This is a genomic window from Myxococcales bacterium (assembly GCA_022184915.1).
Taxonomy (GTDB): domain Bacteria; phylum Myxococcota_A; class Polyangia; order Fen-1088; family Fen-1088; genus JAGTJU01.
In genome coordinates this window covers 64,232-84,245 of the sequence record JAGTJU010000011.1, presented here as the reverse complement: position 1 = coordinate 84,245, position 20,014 = coordinate 64,232, and the positions used below count along the sequence as shown (strand labels likewise).

Genomic DNA, 20,014 nt, shown 5'->3' with positions numbered 1-20,014 from the left:
CGTGTTCGCATGGTTCGGGGTTGCCAGCCTGGCCCTTTCGTCGGGTGCTCTCATCAACGTGACGGCGCAAGGCGAGCAGGCTTGCCCGTCCGTCGCACAGATCGAGGCCGCGCTCTCCCTTCACCTGCCCGGTATGGTAACGGCCTCAGCGGCCCCCGGGGACGTGGGGGTCATGCGCCTGGAAGTGCGCGGCGCCGCCGGGGCCCCCACCATCGTCCTCTTTGACGACCGGGGGACGGCCCGTCTGTCACGGCGGCTCGAATCCTCTCACACCGCCAACGACTGCGCCGCGTTGGCCGAGACGGTCGCGATCATCGTCGAGCGCTATCTCGACGAGCTCGACGTGGGGCGGGGCGATCCTCGCCCGCCTGCCGCCCTGGAGGCCCCCGCGGCCCCCCAGCCCGTGCGAGTCGGCCTGGCGGCGCTCGCGCGGACGCGCAGCGGACGTGAGGGCGTGGGCGCCCTCGGCGCAGAGCTAGAGTTTTCTCTTCACAAAGGCCTGCCTCGGCTCTTGGGTGCCCGGGGCCTCGCCGGGATCGCCCTCTGCCTGGGGGGAGGTGTTCCGGAGCCCCTTCGCTGGCCCGCCTTGGGCTCCCGCCGCGCAGGAGAGGGTGAGGCCCGCGAATTCTGGGCATCCCTGGCGGTCGGCCCCGCCTGGGATCTTGGGGGACGAGGGCGCCACCTTTTGGGGGGACGAGGGGGAGCGGCCCTGGCCCTCAAGGGCGCCGCGCGGACAGAGCCCGACGCGAGCGACAGACGCTGGGCGGTCCAGCCCTGGGTGCATGCCGAAGCGTTTTACCGCTGGCATCCCGGACGCCGATGGTTCGTCCACGTTGCCCTGACAGGTCGGGTGGCTCTCGTGCGGCATGAACTGGTCCTGGAGGGCCCCGAAATGGGAGCTGCGGACCGCGTGGTCGACCGGACGCCCCGGGTTTTCGCCGATTTCGGTGTGGGAGCCGGATTTGCGTTTTAGAATGATGAAGCGGCCTAACCAGGTCCTCTAACTAGGAGAAAAGATGGCACCGGGCGGCATGGCTCAGCAAATTCCACGAGTTTCAGACAAGGAGTTCGTCGCGCGTTGCGTGGCTGGGGATCACCAGGCCTGGCGCGTGCTCTACGACCGACACGTCGGCCAGGTCATGCGCTTCGTTGCCGCGTTCGGCGTGGCGGCCGATGAACGTGACGATGCGGTTCAAGACGTATTCATGGCCGTCTACCGGAGCCTGCCCGGGTTTCGGGGCGACGCGCAGCTGTCGACCTGGATTTACCGCATTGCCGCCCGGCACGTGCAGCGTATGGGCAGCCGCCGCCGCATGCGCGAGATGCTCGGCAACCTGCTTTGGCGGGAGGTCAAGCATCTGACGGAAGGGGCGCCCTCCGCTGCCGAGCACGTCGAGCGGGCCTCAGAGCTCGAGTTGCTCGACTCCATGCTCCAGAAGCTGAGCCCGAAAAAGCGCACGGCGCTCTTGCTCTTCGAAATCGAACAGCTGCCTGTGGAGGAGGTTGCCGAGATCGTGGGTTGCCCGGTAAATACCGTTTGGTCCCGCTTGCACCATGCGCGCGCCGAGCTGACGAAGCTGGCCAAAAAAACCACCTGGCGACGGGCAAGCCAGGAAGGAACGGCGTGATGGGGACGCGCGAAGATCTCGGATCGAAGGACGCTTGGCTGATCTCGGGGCCCGAGGGGGATGTCCTCCGCAAGGGTCTTGCCGCGGCACGCGCCCGCGCTGGCGATGAGATTGCCCGCCGGAGAATTTGGACGGGGCTCAGCGCCCAGATGAACCAATCCATGGAGCGTCCGGCGTCGCGACGGCTGCGCTGGCCCGGTCTCGTCTTGGCGGGTATGGCCTTCGGTATGGCGGCATCTCTGGCTCTGCTCGTGTGGCCAGAGGCTGAGCAGGCAGACAGCCTTTCGGTGGCCGTGGAAAACGTCACGGTCCCCGAGATCGAGCCTGAGTCTTTCCTCCAAGGCCCTGCCGTGGTCCGTACGGGACCTCGGGAAACCATGAAAGTACGTCTGCGGGGCGGCGCTCGCCTCGCACTCGCGACCCACACGCAGCTCGCGGTCGACAGCAAGGACTTGCCGGAGCTCAAGACCGGAAAGATCACGCTGGAGGTTCCAAAGCAGCCCCCGGGGCGGCAGTTCAAGGTCGCGGCGGGGCCCTTCGAGGTCAAGGTGGTGGGCACTCGGTTTTCCGTCTCGGTCGAGCGCGACCAAGTCGGGGTCGAAGTATTTGAAGGCGTGGTCGAAGTGGCGGAGGGTGACCGAGCGGTGCGCCTCGAGGCGGGGCAGACCTGGACGGGGTGGTTGAGCGCGCCTTCGACACCACGCGACGTGGGTCGATCGAAGCCGGCCGCGGGCAGCCGGGGGCGCGGCAAGCTGGCTTCCGTTGCAACGGCTCCGGCGGCTCCGGCGGAAGCGCCGGCCGCGGGCGGGCTTGCGGTCAACGCGCCCGTGCCGTTAACCTTGTCTCAGCAAGCCCGTGCAGCCTTGGCCCAGGGCGACCCGGACCGCGCGATCACCTTGCTCGAGCGTGTCGCGGAGCAAGACGGACCTGCGGGAGAGAACGCAACCTATGAGATCGGGCGTATTTGGCGAGATCACAAGCTGGACCCGCGGCGGGCGCTGCAGATATGGGAGCGCTACCGAAAGGAGCGGCCCAGCGGTTTGCTGCGCGCCGAGGTGGATCTGTCCACGCTGGAAACCTATGCCAAGCTCGGGGACACGCGCCGCGCACGGGACGAAGCCGAACGCTTTTTGAAGAGGTACCCTCGGAGTGAACGCCGTGACGACGTCGCGCGGCTTCTCGAAACGACGTCGGGCGACTGACCGAGACGCGGTAGCCGTGAACGTAAGCCGAAACGGTACCAGGATAGGTGGGGCCGGGGTCTGGCAGTGGGCCCTACTGGCTGGGGTTTTGGGAGGCGCGTGTACGGAAGAGCTCCCGATTGGGGTCGACCTGCGGGTGGGTCCAAGCGCGGGAGCGGGGGGAAACGGCGCGTCCGGGGGCGTAGGGGGAAGCGGAGAAACGTGTCAGGACCTCAAGCAGGTCGTGCTCTCACTCCGGGAGCCGAACCCGGTTGTGTTCATCGTAGCGCAAAAGTCGGTTTCGATGACGCTTCCCTGGCGTGATTCACGCTCTCGGATTTCCCTCGTGGCGGAAGCCGTTCGGGAGGCCCTGGACGAAAGACGCCTGCGCTTTGGTCTGGTTACCTTTCCGTCGCTTCAGTTCAGTTGTGATTCCTTGAACACCTGTTGCGAAGCGGCCGTGGCGTCGTTCCCCATGGAGGATGCAGGCAATCACATCGATCGCGTGCTTCGCTGCGAGCAGGAGGGACCTTTCTGCTTTCAGACGAACGACAGTGTGCCTACGGCCTTGGCCTTGAGGGAAGTCCGTCAGCTCGGAAACGCATTTGACCTACAGGCGGCGTTCCTCGTGACGGACGGTGACCCTACCTGCCCCGGTGACCCCAAAACGGCCTGCGAGGCCGCTGCCATCGAAGCGGCGGGCCTCTTCCAGGACGACGTGCGTACGTTCGTATTTCCCGTGGGAGCCACACCCAGCTCCTGCTTGGCAAGCATCGCGCAAGCGGGAGGAACGTTCGACCAGCTCGAGCCCTTGCCGACGGAGGAAGACTTCGCGCAGGCACTCGAACGAGCCGTATCGAGCGTTGAGAACGCTCTTTGTCAGGTACGGCTCAACATTCCAACAAATCGGCCTGAACGCCTCAAGCTAAGCGTCGGTGGCGTCGAGATCTCACCCAAGACGGAAACCAGCAGTTCCTGGTTCGAGTTCGAAGGAGGATCGCGATCTCGCATTCGGCTGCGCGGCGAGATCTGTACAGCCCTCAAACGGAACAAGCTGGACATCACCGCGCTCGAAGTTTGTTGTCGAAGCGAGCCCGACTGCTTTTGACGCTCTCAGTTCGACTTAACGCGTCCGCCGCGGCGGCACCGGTTCCCCCGGCCGACCGCGGCGGGCGTTCTTTTTGGGGCCGGTCGTCACGTCACCCCGGCCGCGACCGATTCAGCTCGTCTTCTTGAGGTCATCCTTCTTGGGCAGAACGCGATCCACCTGCCACTGCGGGACAATGTACACCTCGGCCCCGCCCGGTACCTGCACGTAGGTGCTGGCCTTGTCTTCCGTACCGCGTCCCACCTTCAACGTACACCCAACACCCGGGGTCTTGGACTTGACCGTGATGGTGGCCACCGGTTTGTCGAGGCCTGTGGCCGCAGGTGAGGTGGTCTCCGCAAAGCCGGTGGCCTTCCACGCGCTGAAGTAGCCTGCGATGGTCGATGCTTTCGAGGTGTCGAGTTCGAGCCCCCGTGGCTGGGTCACTTTCCAGTCGTCCGGGCCCGCGCCGGCCCGTACGAGAGTAAACGGATCCTCCTTACGAGCAACCGAGATCTCGTGCACGTCCCCCGGGGGCACATTGCAAATGGTCTTGTCGCTAAAGTCGAGGGGACGCTTGTTGATACGCTCGAGGTTCCAGCGCTTCACCACGAAGACTTGGTCGCCGCCCTCCTTCTTCACGTAATAGTCTTCATCACCCTTCTTGTTGCCAACGAGGAGCGTCGCGGACGCGTTTCCCTTGAGCTTGACCGTAACTGTGAGTTTGGGTGACGCCAGCCCAGTCACCTCGGGCCCCTCGGCGTCCGCGAAGTCGTTTGCCCTGAAGCTCGACAGAGCGTTGACGATGCCGTCGGCGATCGCCTTGTCGAGAACGTCGATTTTGAGGCTGCTCTCCTCCACCTTCCAGCCCCCATCGGTAGCAGCCGCTTCGTTCCCCTCGGCTTTTGGAGCTGGCTCGGGTTTGGCCAAGGCGATCTTCGATCCGTCTGCCGCGCTCACCGAGAGCCCTGTCACGTTGCTTTCTTCGAACGTGGAGATGGTCTTGTTCCTCCAGCTGGTCGTGTCCCGGTCGTACTTGAACCGGAGAGCCCCCTTCGCCTGCCACACCTCGTCTTTGCCCTCGAGGCGGACCATCGTATGGGCGCCCGAGCTTTTCCCGATGCGGAGGTCGGCAACGGGTTTGTCACCTTTTTGCACGGTGACCCGCAAAGCGGAGTCGCCCACCTCGAACTCTGCGTGCTTCGCTTTTTGGTCGGTGACAATGCTGCCGAATGCGAGCGTTTCGATGCCCTCGAAGGCCTCCTTGGCGGCGCCTTCATCGGCATCGAAAGCAAGCGGGGCGGTGAGTTTGTAGGCGTCGCCTTCACGGACGACGGTGGTGGACTTGCCGTCCTTGGTGACGACGAGCGTGTCGAAGTCGCCGCGGGCCAGCTTCGGAATGGGCCGGGCGCCTTCGCCCGTGCGCTGACCTTTCTCGGGAGACTTCAATACGGTGAGGGCCACGAGCCCAAGCGCCACGAAGGCCACACCGGACAACAGGGTCTTCTTGTTCATGATCGTTCTCTGCGGGAAGGAGGGAGGATCACAGTTTCATCGCGGCACGACGCGAACGGCGCACGCCCCAGCGAACGAAGCCGAGCATGCAGAACGCGAACGGCAGGCCCACGACGTTAGCCCAGAGCAGAGCCGTGGCCTTCGCGGGGTCCACCTGGATCGGCCGTGGCGTGAGGGTCTTGTTGCGCAGAGGCGTCAGTGTTTCGTCCTCGATGGCCCACGAGATGGCGTTGAACATCAGGGCGGCCCCGGTGGCGTAGGCCTGAAGCAAGGGGTGTCGCGCCAGCCCAACGTATTCGTCGTGGGTGAAGTCCGAGTCCGCCATCACCACGAGGCGCGTCTTGGCTTGTTGGGACACCGGCGCGGAGGGGGCGTCGCCGCTGGCCGGGGCCGAAAGTGGAGCCGCCGCGTCCGGGAACGCCGACTTGAGCGTGCCGGCGTAGGCGTAGCCGAAGTCGAAGGGCCCACGCTCGGTCGAAGGCTCGAAGTTCGTGGTGGGCGTCAGCACGAAGAACCCCGTGTGCCGCCAGGCCTCAGCCGTGGATCCCGAGATGCGCCAAAGTGTTCCGTCGCCCACTTTGATGCCCTCGGCAGCGCTGCCCTGCTTGGCGTCCTTGAGCGGGCCCACCAGCTGGAGGCTGCTGGGGTAGGGGAGCACGGCGCCCCGCATATTGGACACCACGGAGAGGTTCGGGTGTTCGTCGATCTCGGCCACCACGAATACAGGTGCGTTCATGAGAGCCATGCGCCCGTTCATGTTCACCGGGCCCGGCGTGTTGGCTTCGGGCTCGAAGATGAAGTCTTGGTTGACCTTGAAGCCGTAGGCCTCGAGCAGCTTTTCCATGCCGTGGTTGTTGGGCTGGCCCATGCGAATCTGGCCCATGTTCATGCCCTGCATGCCTTGGGCCTGGGGCGAGGTCATGGCCATGCCGTCGACCAAGAAAATGGCACCCTTCCCCCTCATCAGGAACTTGTCGATGGCGGCCAGGCCTTGCTCGTCGAAGGCCTGCTTCGGGCCTCCCACGACGAGCAGATCTACGTCGTTGCCAATCTCGGCCTGCGAGGGGTTCACGGTCGAAAGATCGTACTCCTTCTCGAGTTCCTCCTTGAGGGCTTGAAGGCCCTGACTGGTGTCGGCCTCGCCGTGCCCCGTGGTGAAGGCGATCTTTCGTTTGCGCTGGGTCATTCGCTTGACCAGCGAGGTCAACTGGTACTCGAGTCCTTCGGGGCGCGCCACCTGGGGGATGGACTCCGTTTGGTCCGCATACTGAAGGCACACACCCAGGTAGTAGTTGCCCATCTCGAACTTGCCCTCGCGCAGAACCTGAATCTGCAGAGGGTCGACCTTGCAAGCCGAGGCTTCCTGTTGAAGCTTTTCGTCTCCGCCTGGGTCGATCGCCTCCCACTTGAACTTGGGGGACGCGTTGGCGTACTCGTCCACCGTGTCGCGCAGGTAGCGGCCCGCGGCCTTGAGTTCGGGTGGCAAGTCATTCGAGATGAACACCTTGACGTTCAGGTAGTCCGGAAGGTCCTTCACCAACTTTCGCGAAGCGTCGGAAATCGTGTAGGCCTTGGCTTCGGTGAGGTCGGCCCGGGCGAAAAACCGGGTGCTAATAAGGTTCACCAGCACCACGGCGCCCACGACGAACACCGCATAAAGCACGGCGTTGCTGGCAGACACACGCTTCTTGCGCGCCTGGAGACTGGTATGGGGGACGGCTGACTTGGACTTGTCGGTGGTGGCCATGGTCTTACCTCCACTTGCGGGATTCGAGGGTCACCGAGGCCACCACGAGGCTCACGGCGATGATCGACAGGTAGTAGAGCACGTCGCGGGTGTCCACCACGCCGCGGGCCATGCTTTGCATGTGCTCGCCGATGGCGAGCCAGGCAAGCAGCGGCTGTAGGCTCTGGGGCGCCAACGGAACGATGCTCCCGAAAATGAAGAGCGCAAACGAGATCCCGAAGGCAACGATGAACGCCACGATCTGGTTACGAGTAAAGGCCGACGCCATCACCCCGATTGCCGCGTAGGCAGCGCTCATCAGCAGCATGGCCAGGTAGCCCGCGATGGCGGGGCCTGTGTCGAGATCGCCCACGGACGCGACGGTGAAGGCGTAAACCAACGTCGCCCCGATGACGGTGGCCATCAAGGCCAGAGCCGCCAGAAACTTACCCACGACGACCTCCCAGTCGCGCACGGGCATGGTGATCAGCATCTCCAGCGTGCCACTGCCTTTCTCCTCGGCCAGCAGGCGCATGGTTATGGCAGGCACGATGAAACAGAAGAAGATTGGCGTCAGGCCGAAGTAGCCGCGCATCTCGGCCTGCTTTTCGAGGAAGAGCCCGCTGAAGAAAAAGTAGCCTGCCAGCAGCATGTACACCGTGGCGACGATGTAAGCGACAGGGCTATTGAAATACGTGCGGATCTCGCGCTTCGTGATCGCCCAGGCAGCGGTCATGGCGTTGCTCCTTGTAGGTCGTTGCTTCGTAAGTTGGGCGAGCGCTCAGGCGCCGTCGCCAGTGGTCAGGTTTCGGAACACGTCTTCGAGGCTGGCGGATTCCCGTGTGAGCTCGAGCAGCGTCCATTCGTTGTCGACAGCAGCCCGGAACAAGGGCTTGCGCAGATCGTCCGAGGTCGACGTATCGATCTTGAAGGCGTGCTCGCCCCCCTCTCCCAGCGCCAGCTCGCAGCGGGACACGCCGCCCAACTTGGCGAGGCGATCGCGGATGGCTTCCTGAGGGACGCCATTGGCTTCCAGGACCAGGCGGTAGCGGGCGCCGCGGTCGCGGGCCTGGAGTTCCTCGGGGGTGCCGTCGGCCACCAGTTTGCCGCCGCTGATGATGAGGATGCGGCTACAGGTAGCCTGGACCTCGGGCAGGATGTGGGTCGAGAGGATGACGGTCTTCTCTTTTCCGACTTCTTTGATGAGGTCGCGAATCTCTACGATCTGGTTGGGATCGAGACCACTCGTGGGTTCGTCGAGCACGAGGATGTCAGGATCGTGCAGCATGGCCTGGGCGAGGCCTACGCGCTGCCGGAACCCCTTCGACAGTTCCCCCACCAACTTGCCAGCGACGTTGCCCAGGCCACAGCGGCCCCCGATTTCGCGGATGCGGCCGTCACGCTTACCCCGCTCCATGCCCCGGACATCGGCGACGAAGGTGAGGTACTCCCGAACCGTCATGTCGCGGTAAAGGGGTGTATCTTCCGGCAAGTATCCGATGCGCTTGCGCACCTCGAGCGACTGCTCGAACACATCGAAGCCCGCCACCTTGGCCTGTCCCCCGGTGGGGGCCAGAAAGCAGGTGAGCATCTTCATGGTCGTGCTCTTGCCGGCTCCGTTCGGGCCGAGGAAGCCCAGCACCTCGCCCTTGTGGACATCGAAACTCACGCCGTTGACGGCTCGGAAAGACCCGTAGTCTTTCGTGAGGTTCTCAACGTGTATCATCACCTCTGGCATGGAAACCTCGTCATTTTGGGACGTTGTGGCGCCGGCGTGCGGCGTTCGGGCCCTTCAACCGTGGTGGCCGGAGGATTTATTCCCAGCCTGGCGCCTGTGGTCGTAACCCTCGGAAACCCCAGAGCTATACCGCTGGCACCTGAGTGTCAAGAGTGCCAGGAGGGGGCCGGGCGTCGATGGTCTCGCCCGGGGTCAGGGGTTCGAGGAGGTGGGGCTGGGCGCCGCGCGACAGTCAGGATCCGTGGTGGGCGCGTTGCAACTCGAGGCACAACACTGGTCGGAGGCGGTGCTGCACTCGAGAATCGGCGCCTGGACGCACCGGGCGGTGCACGAGCTAGGATCCCCCTGCAGCATGGCCATCGTGCACAGATCTGTGTCGTCTTTGCACGAGGTCGGGCAACTGGCCGGTGGATCACACGTCTCGCTATCTTCGACCACGCCGTTGCCGCAGATGGGCGCGCAATCCGCATCGGTGCCGAACGAGCAGCCCACGGGGCAGCAGCCATCCCCCGACGCGCAGGCGCTTATCTTGGCGAAGACGCAGGAGCGAGAGCAAGCATCAACGCTGCCCGTCGCGAAATCCACGGTGCAGCTCTGGCCGTCATCGCATACGGAGGGGCATGCGCCTGGGTTGCCTGCGGTGATGCCACGGTCGCAGGCCTCACCGGGCTCGCGGACCCGGTTCCCGCAAATGGTCTGGCAGTCATCGTCGGCGGCGGCGCTGCACCCCGCAGGGCAGCAGCCGTCCCCCGAGCGGCAGGCAGTCACGGGCTCCCGTGCACAGCGGGCGTCGCAAGCGTCGGCGCTGCCCGTCAGGCTGACTTGAAAGCAAGCGGGGGCAGGGGGACAGGTTTGCGGGCAAGCGCCAGGCTGCCCCGCGGGCACGGCACGGTCGCAGGTCTCGCGCGGGGACTCCACGATGCCGTTGCCGCATACGGCGGAGCAGTCCGCGTCCACGGCCCGGTTTGCGCCGGGCGGACAGCAGCCGTCACCCGGGCGAAAGCCCATGATGGCCCGCCTCACGCACCGGGCCTGACATGTTCCCCGGGACACGAGCGTCTCCTCGGTGCAGGCGTCACCGTCGTCGCCGCATACTTCGGGACAAGCCCCTTCAGAGCCAGAGCCCCTGGCCGTGTCGCACGATTCGCCCTCGTCGATTTGTCCGTTGCCACAACCGGGCGAGCAGTCTGGATCGGCATCGGAGGTGCACCCCGTCGGACAGCAGCCGTCCGATACCGGCGCACACGCTGTGAGGGCGGTCGACGAACAACGCGCCGAGCAGGAAGCCGCCGCCCCCGTCAGAACTACGGTGGCACAGGCCCGGGGAGCACAGACCTCGACACACCCACCCGGACGTCCAGACAGAGCGCTGTCGCAGGTTTCCCCGGGTTCGACGAGTCCGTTACCACAGGTGGCAGGGCAGTCGGAATCCGCAAGGGCCGTGGCACCCTCGGGACAGCAGCCGTCTCCCGAAAGGAGCTCGACCACCGGCGACGACACACATCGAACACCACACCCCGTGCCCGCGAGGCGATCCGCGGTGCAGGCTTTGCCGTCATCGCACCCCGCAGGACAGCCGCCGGGCCGTCCCGACAGGATGCCGGTGTCGCAGGTTTCACCTGTTTCCAGAATGCCGTTGCCGCAAACGACGGGGCAGTCCGGATCGTCGCGGGCCGTCGACGAGGTGGGGCAACAGAGGTCGCCGGGCGCGGGGGCCGTGATGAGTTGGCGTGTGCAGCGGGCGGCGCAGGTGTTGGCTGACAGCAATCCGTCCACGGTGCAGGGATTTGCGTCGTTGCAGTCTGTTGCGCTCGGGCAAGCGCCGGGGGTACCTGGTGGCCGGGCCGTGTCGCATGTCTCCATGGGTTCCACGGTTCCGTTGCCGCAGGTCTGCGAGCAATCATCGTCCGTCTCGAAGGTGCCGTTCGCGGGGCAACAGCCATCGAGCGACACGAAGGCCAGAACTTCTTGGTGCACGCAGGTGACGCTACAAGCCTCCCCGACCCGAACATCGCGGGTGCAGGCCAACCCGTCGGTACAGTCGCTGGGCGGACAGGACCCGGGTAGACCGGACGTGATCGCGATGTCGCAGGTCTCTCCCGGATCGAGTCGTCCGTTGCCACAGCCTTCCGGCAAGGGCGGGGCGCCATCGGCTCCCGCGCCCGCGTCGGGCACCGCTCCGGGACAGGCACCCAGACAGCTAAGGACAACCTCCGCAGCCACCGTCTTTCCGTTCCGCAGAGTCAGCCCGGGGACCAGCTCCGCGCGCGCCACCGTTCGGCCCGCGCCATCGAGCCCCAACACGCCGAGTTCGAGCGGCCCACGCACCCCAGATGCGACGGTCAGCGAGAACGTGGTGGGAAACCGCAGCGGCAATCCTGCGTCGTCCGCATAGTCTCGGGTATCACCGCCTGCCGCCGCCTCTGCCGTTACGCGCAAGGTGTACACCACCCCCTGGAGTTCGGAGGCGCCCAGCCTGACCGTGACGAGAACGCTGGGCTCGGCCGTCTCGCGACAACCCGCTGCCAGAGCAATCGCCGCGCCCAAAGCCGGGCCGAGCCAGCGCAGGCGGAGCCAGGGGAAGGGGCGCCGTGCCCGCGCCATCCTAAAAGAACCTCTGGTTACCAAGGTCGCTGGGGGGAGGGCCCGCCTGATCCTCGCCCGAGAGCAGGATCCCGACTCCCAACCCGGTGGCGACCAACGCTCCTGCTGCAACCCAGACCCACCAGCGTGCCCAAAGCGGGGAGGGCTCCTTCCCGGCGACGTCATTCACGAACAAAGGGGGTCCGGACGGTGCGGGGGAAGGTGGCAGCGGATACGTTACCGGGGGCTCGGCTCGCACGACGAAGGCTTCGGCTTCTGAGCGATGGGAGGCGTCTGGCGGGGCGGTTGAAAGGTACCGCTTGAAGAAGTAGAGCGCTTTGTCGCTTTGTCCCAAGCGATCGTAGCTTCGTGCGATGTCGAAGAGGAACTCGGGACGCGCTTCGAGCTCGTAGGCTTTACGGAATTCGGATACGGCGTCTTCGTAACGTCCCTCGTCGAAGAGCTCGAGGCCCGTCGCGTGGTGAATCCGCTCGCTCGACTCAGGGGCCGCAGTGGCACGGGTCGCCAGGGGCAGGTCCACGTCAGTCGGCGCGGCAGGCACGGGAGGCGTGGCCCATCCGGCCCGACTCACGCCCGTCGTCAGCACCAGGACGAGCAGGCACAGCCTCCCTGGGGTCTCCTTGGCGCGCCCCTTCGAACGTCCGCACGTTTCGGCCGAGGCACGCCGCTGGGGCGCGAAGGCCCCACGACGCCGAATCCAAGTTCGCTTCAAGCTAGTCCGCTCCCCTAAGTCGTCTCAGTTTCGCGAAAGCAGGGGCGCGCTGTCAAACGCGGAGGGCCCGCACTGTGCGCCTCAGGCGTCGGTGGGGACCTCGGAGGCCTTCAACACCGGTTCGAGCGGGACCAGCGAATCGGCCCAATCGCGCGCAACCTGGGCAGCCGCCTGCGGCACGTTGCCTCCGGGAACTGCCGCACACAACGTCTCGAAGGCCCGGGCCCGCACGTCGAACGTCGAGGCGGCGAACCGCGCCAGCTCGTGTTCGGAGAGCGCATGCAAACCGGGGTGGGTGTTGCCGAGCAGGCGCCCCACGAGCACCGTGCGCGCCAGGACACCGAAGTCGATGGCAGCGCCGTCCCGGATGCCCAGCGTGGGCCAGCGCTCCGGGGAGAGCTCGCGCGGCTCGACGCCGAGGGCGCGGACCAGGGCGATTTGCATCGCCAAGCGCTCTAGCCGCGCAGTGGCGCGTGCCACGTCGGCCAGAGCGCCGAAAGGACGCGTGCCATGTGCAGGATCGGGATCGAGGAGCCTCGGGTAAAGCGGCCGCCCCGCCGTGAGGGCAGACAGCACCTCGGCGTCGTCAGCTGCCCACAGAGCGAGGGCCTCCGTCGCGCTTGCGAACGGGTTTTCGCTCAGGAGCGTCTGGGCCGCCTTGGATACCTTGGCGACGAGCGAAACGCCGAGGCGGTGCAGCCGCAGCAAGGGCACGGATTGCACGGCCTCGCGCTCGACCGATTCGCGCGTCTTCGCGGTGGGTGCGGTGCGCGCTAGATACTCGAGCGCAAGATCCAAGGTGCCTTGCATGCGCGCCAAGACCTCGGCGATCCGCGCGGCGTCCGAAGGCGTGACACGATCGGCCGACAGCACCCGGTTCGAGAGCGCCACCAGGGCCGCGTGCACGTCCGCGAGTTGCTCGTCATCGGTCAACCCCGACAGCGCGCGAGCGAACCGCGATTTGGGGGACGTCACGGACTCGGCGAGAGCCCTCGGCATACGAAGCGCATCTGCGTTCGCGCGGGCGGACTCCTCGTCGACGAAGGGACGGACCCGGTGCCCCGTTGCTTCCCCCACCTCGACCGTCGCGGGATCCAAAGGCGCGTAGACCTCGAGGGCTTCGTAGTAATCGACGAAACCCAGGTCGGCGAGTCGGCCCGCGCGCCAGCGGTAGGCTTGCTCCTCGAGGTCACTGTCGAGCTCGGCGTTCAACGCCACGAGCACACGGCGGGCGTGGACGAGGTCGGCACTGTAGAGCGCTTCGATGAGGGCCAGTGTCACACGCTGGGCATCAGGGCCGCCGGTCGCCTCGATCATGAAGAAGCCATCAGGGGTCTTGAACAGCTGGCCCTCTGGCTCTTCTTCCGGCTCCTCGCCCAAGGTGAGATCCCAGACCTTCATGCGCCGCCGGAGCAGCAAAGCCACGAGCTCGACGTCGAACCCACGCAGCCAGGCCTGGACCTGCTCGAAAGGGGCCTCGACCAGGGCCGAGAGCCAGGGCTCTGCCTTGGCGAGGGACAGCCGATCACGATCCCAGGCCTCGATGTCGAGCACCGTCTGCACCTGCTCGGGCGAGCCCAGGAGCAGAAGCTCTTGCGCCTCGGGCAAGCCTCGTTCGGCCACCAGGTAGAAAAACTCGTCGGCGGGGAGGGCGGCCACGGCCGCGCGGGGGTCAGGGTGGTCCAACAGGGTGTCGCCGCGTCGGATGCGTTTTCCGCGAGCCATGCGCGCGGCGAAGCGCGAAAAAGCGATAGTCTTGTCCGAAGCGTCTGACATGGGTTCCTGTCGGGCGCCTATTTATGACCGATGGGGCCCGGCTTGGCTACTCGTCGAAGAGGACGTCGGCCGACATGTCGGGCACGTGGGCCTCCTGGCGCGCTCCGGAAAGATCCGCGGTGGTTTTCCGCAAACGCTCGGCAAGCACCTGAACGAAGCTCCAGAGGAGCTTTACCGAAAGGGGCGGGTGCTTCCGAATGATCTCATAAAACTCGCGACGCCGGAGCACGAGCAGCCGGCTGCGTTCTTCGGCCGTGGCGCTGACCGAGCGTGGGCTGCGGTCTACAAGCGCCATCTCGCCAAGGTGCGCCCCCGGCTCGAGGTGGGTTATGAACGTGTTTTCCTTGTGCAGCTTCAGCTTGCCGCGAAGGATGATGTAAAGCTCGTCACCCGGCTCACCTTCTTTGAGCACACCCTGGCCAGCGTCGTAGTCGGCCACTTCCGTCACGTTGAGCACCCGCATGATCTCTCGGTACGTCAGGTACCGGAAGAGCGGCATGTGGCGAAGAACCTCTATACGCTGAGTGAGCTCTTCACTGCGCACCTCCTGGGCCTCGGACACGGACTCCTGGATGCGAATCACCACGGCGGTGATGTTGTCGATTCCGCCCGAGCGGTTGGCGTGGTCGATGAGGCGCTGAGGCACCTGCGTCACGTCGTCCTCGGACATGAGCTCGAGCGTGCGGCGCTCGTCGAGGTAGGCGTGAAGGCCATCCGAACAAAGCAGGAACTGGTCTCCAGGAAGGATGTCGAAGTCGATCGTGTCGACCTGCACCGTCTCGTAGACGCCCACCGCGCGGGTGACGGCGTTCTTGAACGATGCATAAGGTGACTGCGCCAAGGTTTCCTTCGTGACCTTGCCTCGACGGATGAGTTCGTTGACCAGCGAATGGTCCTCCGTGAGCTGCACCACCTGGCCTTGCCGAAGCAGGTAGATACGGCTATCCCCAACGTGAGCGATGAAGCCTCGTTCGCCCACCACCAGAAGGACCGACGCCGTCGTTCCCATGCCCCGTTTGTCCGGATCCTGCTGGCCCCGCCTGAACACGGCCTGGCAGGCCGACTGCACAGCCTCCTCGAGGATCTGCAAGACATCTTGTGTGGCGGCCTTGCCCTGCTGATAGGCCTCGAGGGTCGGCCGGTCTTCTTCGACCACGCGCCGCAGCTCGTGAACGGCCAAGTGCGACGCGACCTCGCCGGATGCGTGCCCCCCCATGCCATCGGCCACGACGAAGAGCGACAACTTCTTGTCGACCAGGAAGTTGTCTTCGTTGTGTTCCCGTTTGCGTCCGACGTCGGTCGCGGCCCAGAAGCTGAGTTCCATGTGACCCTTGGACCGGCACACGCCGGCAATTCATCCAGGGTTAACACCGATCCCACAACCGGGCAAGAACCGCGCTCGGTCCGCGGCCCAGGTGAGAGGACGCCGGTTCGGGCCCTCACCGAAGCGGTCGGCGGCTCGATGCGCGCGGGCAGGGACGAAGGCGCCGCGCGCCGAGAAGTACCGGCCGAAGAGCGCACTTACAGGCGTGTTTGCGAACGAATTCGATGCGCGTGCAAGACTCTTGACACCGAATGGCGCCCTGGTACAAACGTTCCTCCCGAAACACAGGTTCGGGCCAACAATCGGGGATCGTCTAACGGCAGGACGCCAGACTCTGGATCTGGCTATCGGGGTTCGAATCCCTGTCCCCGAACCAAATAAAACACTTGAAAAGTACTCGGGGATCGTCTAATGGCAGGACGCCAGCCTTTGGAGCTGGCTATCGGGGTTCGAATCCCTGTCCCCGAACTGGGGCGGGAAAACGTCCCCATGAAACATAAACTCAAAACTTAATACTCCGGCCCCATAGTCTAGCGGTTAGGACGGCGCCCTCTCACGGCGCAGTCCCGGGTTCGATTCCCGGTGGGGTCACAAGTTCAGGTCAGCGCGGAGGATGCTCCGTCTGAGCGGAGCCTCACGCTCCAGGCCGTACCTCCTCAGGGCTCAGGTCGAGCCCAGGGCTCAATCGGGTTTCGTCTCGGAGGACCCATCGGCGGGATCCAAGTCAGCAAGCTCCCAGGGGCGATCGACGCGCGCCCCCGCGGGAATGCCGCCCGTGACCTCGCTCGGGGCCAGCGCGCCTCGCGTCCACAGCGTGCGTTCGACCATCACGCGCAAGAGGTGTTCGAGCTGCAAGCGTACCTTGGAGCCACGAGACCCCTCGAGAACCTCGAGCGCCAACGCGATGGCCTCCAGGGTGCAGACCTGTCCCGGTTCGTTCGCCGTGCGCAACCGATAAAGCGAAGGCCCGTCGCTTGCCACGATCGCCGCGGGCACCCCCTCGAGGCAGGGAATGCGCTTGCGGGCGCGAGCGGCTTGACTCCAAGTGCCGTCGGGCACGATGAGGGCAACGGGTTTATCTCCAGCGGCGTAAACGTGCATCGGTTGTGCGCCAGGAGCCGGGAAGAGCAAAACTGGCTGGTGCGTCTCCGGCCACAGCGGCGCCTGCGAAAGAGGTTCGTGTTGTCCCCGCACGACCTTCTCGCTGTTGGGCAGGCACCGAAGCGCCAGGTGGCCCGTGTTGGTGGTCTTCCTGGCCTCGAGCTGATGCATGATCACCACGAGCCGGGTGCGCGTTTCGATGCGTGGTACGAGGTCGCAAATGCAGACCACCTTGTGCATGTGGCAGGCGCCACAACGCCGATCATGCCCCCGCTTGTGTCGGCCTGCGTGGCGCATGGCTCATTCAGCGCCCGGAGCAAGGGCTCCGCCCGAGCCGCCAAGCCCCATGCCCATGAGCGGCCGCAGGATCGTGGCCAAGTTCTCGAAGGTGCGCCGTGGCACGAAGAGGTCCATCGTGAGGGCCTCGCCCCCCACGTACGAGGAGATGAGCGGCAGGCGCAGTTTGTCGATCCCCGGGATGAACGACAGCAGGGTGTTGGCCTGGTTGAGGCTGGGTTCTACGGCCGCGGCCGCGGTCAGCATCGGACGAAGCATGCGAAACAAGTCGACGTAAAGGAACCCCTCACGGTTCTTGGTCTCGTCGAGCACCCGTTGCACCTCGGGATCTACGCCACCTGCGCTGCCTCCGCTCAGCAGGGCCGCGAGCTGCGATTCGCCGTCGATACCCGACACGACGACCATGCGGCCCGGCGTGAGCGCGACGGTGTAGACCAGCGACTCGCCCCCCAGGACCTGTTTGAGCACCATGTCCTCCCGCGCCCGTGCGGGCGCCGACTTGGCCGTGCGAGGCAGCGTCATTTCGAGGCGGCCCCTTAGCCCCTGACGCTTCCAGGTGAGGCGAGGGAACTCAGGTGCCGCCGCCTTGGCCCTGCCTTTGCCCGCTGCGGCTGCGTCTTGTGCCTCTTTTTCAGCTTGTTTGGCCGCTTCCTTCATCAGGGCGCCAAGCCCCGCGGGCCCCAAGGCTTCGTCGAGCGCCCCCATGAGCGCCTCGGGGTCCGTTCCGGGTTTGAGCTCGACCACGGACGCGTACTGGAACCCCTTGTCCATCGAGAAGCTGATGGACTGCTGGCCTTGGCTTGCCGCCAGCAGGGCGGACGCGCCACGGGCCACCTCTTTCACGCCCGCAAGTTTGACCTCGCCGAGCGCGTCCATGGCCTCGTGGAAGCGTTCGAGCGTTTGCGCGGTGTAGGTACCCGAAAACAGGGCGGCCGGCATCGGCTGTCGCTTGAACGCGGGCTCGAGCACGTAGGGCACGACCGCGCCCACGGATTTCGCGAGGGGAGAGCCCGCAACGGGGTGAAGCCGCGAGATGAGCCGGAGGCCGCGGGAGGCATCGAGCGAGACCGCCATGTCGACCTGGCGGGCGTCGGCAAGAGGCGCGGCGTAGGCGTCGAAGAGGCTCGAAACCATGCGCTCGAGCGCCTCGAGGGGCACCAGTTGGCCGGTCTTGTCAGCGTCGCGCCGAAGCACCTCGAGAACGTCGCTGCGGGCCTTATCGAGGGCCGCGCGCAAGGTCGTCCCTTCGGCGCGCGCCATCGCCTCCGGAAACAGGTTCACAAGCAGATCCTCTCCGCGCCCGTGGCGGCTGCCCATGGCATGAGCGCCTGCGGTGCGCAGGCCCTCCAGGGTGTCGCTGCCCACCAACAGAGCGCCGTCGCGGTAGAACCAAAGATCCGAGCCGGTGACGCCCCTGACGTGAAGGGCGCCTTTGTCCTCTCCGATTTTCGTGCCCGAGGCGTCCACGAACGACGCCGCGGCTTCGGGGGACTTCGCCATCACCGCCGCCGCCGTGTAGGGTGAGGTTCCCTTTTGGCGGCCGATGACAGCGATACCCAGAGGCTGTGAGAGGTCGAGGTGCGCAAGCAGAGATTCGGGAAGCCCGGATTTCGCGAGGAGCATGGTCCGAAGTTCATTCGCGCCGAAGGGCAGGCCGAGACTCTGAGCCAGAGCCCCCGCCGCACCCAGACTGCCTTCGAGGCTGCGCAGCGTGAACGTGGCGTTCAAGTGAGTTTGTGTCTCTTGCGCCGGAAGGAGGGGCGTCGTGGCCACCGGGGGTGTGGTTACGTTCTTTTTGCATCCGGAAGTGCCGGCCACCGCCATCGCCACGCCCAGCATCGCTCCCACGAGACCCCGACGAAGGGAGCGCGCACGGCTCGAGTTCTTCTGCATGGACGACATTATCAGCGGACGTTGCCGCAGCGTCCACCTCGTCGGGTATGATTCCGGCCACCGTGGCCTCGGCGCAAAACCGTACGATTCTGCATGTGGACCTGGACGCGTTCTACGCCTCGGTCGAGCAGAGAGACGAGCCTGCGCTCCGGGGTCAGCCCGTCATCGTGGGTGGGGGCTCGAGGCGTGGGGTGGTGTGCGCGGCCTCTTACGAAGCGCGGCGCTACGGCGTAAGGAGTGCCATGCCCATGGCCCAAGCGATGGCGCTGTGCCCGCACGGCATCGTACGACAGCCCCGCATGGCTCACTACGCCGACGTCTCGGCCCGCTTCTTTGCAATCCTGTGTGCGCATTCACCCCTGGTCGAGGGGTTGTCGCTCGACGAAGCGTTCGTGGATGTCACGGCCGTCAAAAAGCTCCTGGGCGAGGGCCCTCAGGTGGCCGCCCTCATCAAGTCCCGTGTGCGGAAGGACCTCGGACTCGTGGCCTCGGTCGGGGTGGCGCCGAACAAGTTTGCGGCGAAGATTGGCAGTGATCTTCACAAGCCCGACGGTCTCGTCGTGGTCGAGCCCGACGGCTTGTTGGCCTTTCTTCACCCGCTGCCGGTCGGACGTCTTTGGGGGGTGGGGCGGGTCACGGAGCAAGCGTTGGGAGCCTTCGGTGTGCGCACGATTGGGGACGTGGCCTCGACGCCCCTCGACTTTCTTACCGCCCGCATCGGGCGCAACCTCGCGGTCCACCTTCACGCACTCGCCAACGGTGTCGACGAACGGCCCGTGAAACCCGACCGCGAAGCGGTGTCCATGAGCCACGAACACACCTTCGAGCAGGATGAAAAGGATCCGCAGCGTTTGGTGCCGTCGATCTTGCTTCAGGCCGACCAGGTCGCAGAACGGCTAAGGCGTCAGGGACTCCGGGGGAGGGTGGTGACTTTGAAGATCAAGTACGCCAACCACAAGCTCGTGACCCGGCGCCGCACGTTGAGCCTGGCCACGGCTGACGGCCAGACTCTGGGCCAAACCGCAAGGACGCTGCTCGCGGAGGTGCCGGGCATCGCCCAACTTGGCGTACGGCTGACGGGGATCGGGGTTGCAGGCCTGGAGCCCCTGGAGGCCAACGGCGTAAAGCGGGGGGACGACTCCGAGCGCGATGACCCGTCGACAGGCACCGCGACCCGCACGCGGACGCAGCTGGCCTTCACGGGCCTGCTGTCTCCTCGAGCTCCCCAGCTCCCGGAGGGGGGAGAAGCCCGCCGCACAAGGGCCCGAGGCGAACGACTCGGCCGAGCGCTCGACGACATCCGGGGGCGCTTCGGTCCCGGGGCGATCGCGCGGGCGGTGTGCTTGAACGACGGCGAGCCAGACGAAAGCCCCGAGTAAGGACGACGAAACGGCCGAGACAGGGAAAGACACCTCCCTGCCGCGAAGATCAT

General features: G+C 65.7%; 15 protein-coding genes and 3 tRNA genes. 8 read left to right on the top strand and 10 right to left on the bottom strand.

Annotation, left to right across the window (positions count from 1 at the left end; genetic code table 11):
* The first annotated feature begins 1 nt into the window (after position 1).
* The 4 genes from KA712_25725 to KA712_25710 all read left to right on the top strand — a co-directional run bounded on the left by KA712_25725 (position 2) and on the right by KA712_25710 (position 3,917).
* Positions 2-973: a hypothetical protein gene (locus tag KA712_25725; protein ID MCG5056357.1), complete on the top strand. Its 972-nt coding sequence runs from the start codon at positions 2-4 to the stop codon at positions 971-973.
* A gap of 58 nt (positions 974-1,031) precedes the next feature.
* Positions 1,032-1,628, top strand: a complete 597-nt coding sequence (locus KA712_25720; GenBank protein MCG5056356.1) for an RNA polymerase sigma factor — start codon at positions 1,032-1,034, stop codon at positions 1,626-1,628.
* A complete protein-coding gene (locus tag KA712_25715) occupies positions 1,628-2,830 on the top strand; it encodes a FecR domain-containing protein (GenBank protein MCG5056355.1) in 1,203 nt (400 codons plus the stop codon). Before KA712_25720 ends, KA712_25715 begins: the two co-directional genes overlap by 1 nt.
* 325 nt (positions 2,831-3,155) lie before the next feature.
* Complete coding sequence (locus tag KA712_25710) at positions 3,156-3,917, top strand: hypothetical protein (protein MCG5056354.1); 762 nt, start codon at positions 3,156-3,158, stop codon at positions 3,915-3,917.
* A 111-nt stretch (positions 3,918-4,028) separates the two neighbouring features.
* Here KA712_25710 and KA712_25705 read toward each other — a convergent pair whose 3' ends face one another.
* The 8 genes from KA712_25705 to KA712_25670 form a co-directional block, all read right to left on the bottom strand.
* Positions 4,029-5,411 carry a DUF4340 domain-containing protein gene (locus tag KA712_25705; protein MCG5056353.1) on the bottom strand — a complete coding sequence of 461 codons (1,383 nt, stop codon included), beginning with the start codon at positions 5,409-5,411 and terminating at the stop codon, positions 4,029-4,031.
* 28 nt (positions 5,412-5,439) lie between these two features.
* Positions 5,440-7,158 (bottom strand): GldG family protein, encoded by a 1,719-nt coding sequence (locus tag KA712_25700; protein ID MCG5056352.1) that lies wholly within the window; start codon positions 7,156-7,158, stop codon positions 5,440-5,442.
* A 4-nt stretch (positions 7,159-7,162) separates the two neighbouring features.
* On the bottom strand, positions 7,163-7,873 hold the full coding sequence (locus KA712_25695) for an ABC transporter permease (GenBank protein MCG5056351.1): 711 nt from the start codon (positions 7,871-7,873) through the stop codon (positions 7,163-7,165).
* 45 nt (positions 7,874-7,918) lie between these two features.
* Positions 7,919-8,875, bottom strand: a complete 957-nt coding sequence (locus KA712_25690; protein MCG5056350.1) for an ATP-binding cassette domain-containing protein — start codon at positions 8,873-8,875, stop codon at positions 7,919-7,921.
* 192 nt (positions 8,876-9,067) lie between these two features.
* A complete protein-coding gene (locus tag KA712_25685) occupies positions 9,068-11,479 on the bottom strand; it encodes a hypothetical protein (GenBank protein ID MCG5056349.1) in 2,412 nt (803 codons plus the stop codon).
* 1 nt (position 11,480) lies between these two features.
* Positions 11,481-12,191: a tetratricopeptide repeat protein gene (locus KA712_25680; protein ID MCG5056348.1), complete on the bottom strand. Its 711-nt coding sequence runs from the start codon at positions 12,189-12,191 to the stop codon at positions 11,481-11,483.
* 81 nt (positions 12,192-12,272) lie between these two features.
* A complete protein-coding gene (locus KA712_25675) occupies positions 12,273-13,967 on the bottom strand; it encodes a hypothetical protein (protein ID MCG5056347.1) in 1,695 nt (564 codons plus the stop codon).
* 46 nt (positions 13,968-14,013) lie between these two features.
* Positions 14,014-15,291 carry a Stp1/IreP family PP2C-type Ser/Thr phosphatase gene (locus tag KA712_25670; GenBank protein ID MCG5056346.1) on the bottom strand — a complete coding sequence of 426 codons (1,278 nt, stop codon included), beginning with the start codon at positions 15,289-15,291 and terminating at the stop codon, positions 14,014-14,016.
* Between the two features lie 302 nt (positions 15,292-15,593).
* On the opposite strand from KA712_25670, the gene KA712_25665 reads away from it, so the two are divergent.
* The 3 genes from KA712_25665 to KA712_25655 all read left to right on the top strand — a co-directional run bounded on the left by KA712_25665 (position 15,594) and on the right by KA712_25655 (position 15,882).
* Positions 15,594-15,667, top strand: a tRNA-Gln gene (locus KA712_25665).
* 21 nt (positions 15,668-15,688) lie between these two features.
* Positions 15,689-15,759 (top strand) — tRNA-Gln (locus tag KA712_25660).
* A gap of 51 nt (positions 15,760-15,810) precedes the next feature.
* A tRNA-Glu gene (locus tag KA712_25655) sits at positions 15,811-15,882 on the top strand.
* Between the two features lie 90 nt (positions 15,883-15,972).
* Here the strand turns inward: KA712_25655 and KA712_25650 are convergent.
* On the bottom strand, positions 15,973-16,632 hold the full coding sequence (locus tag KA712_25650) for a DTW domain-containing protein (protein ID MCG5056345.1): 660 nt from the start codon (positions 16,630-16,632) through the stop codon (positions 15,973-15,975).
* Positions 16,633-16,692: 60 nt separating this feature from the next.
* Entirely contained in the window at positions 16,693-18,582 is a 1,890-nt protein-coding gene (locus KA712_25645; protein MCG5056344.1) for a hypothetical protein, read from the bottom strand.
* 47 nt (positions 18,583-18,629) lie between these two features.
* Between KA712_25645 and KA712_25640 the strand changes: the two genes are divergently transcribed.
* On the top strand, positions 18,630-19,961 hold the full coding sequence (locus KA712_25640) for a DNA polymerase IV (GenBank protein MCG5056343.1): 1,332 nt from the start codon (positions 18,630-18,632) through the stop codon (positions 19,959-19,961).
* Positions 19,962-20,014 lie beyond the last annotated feature (53 nt).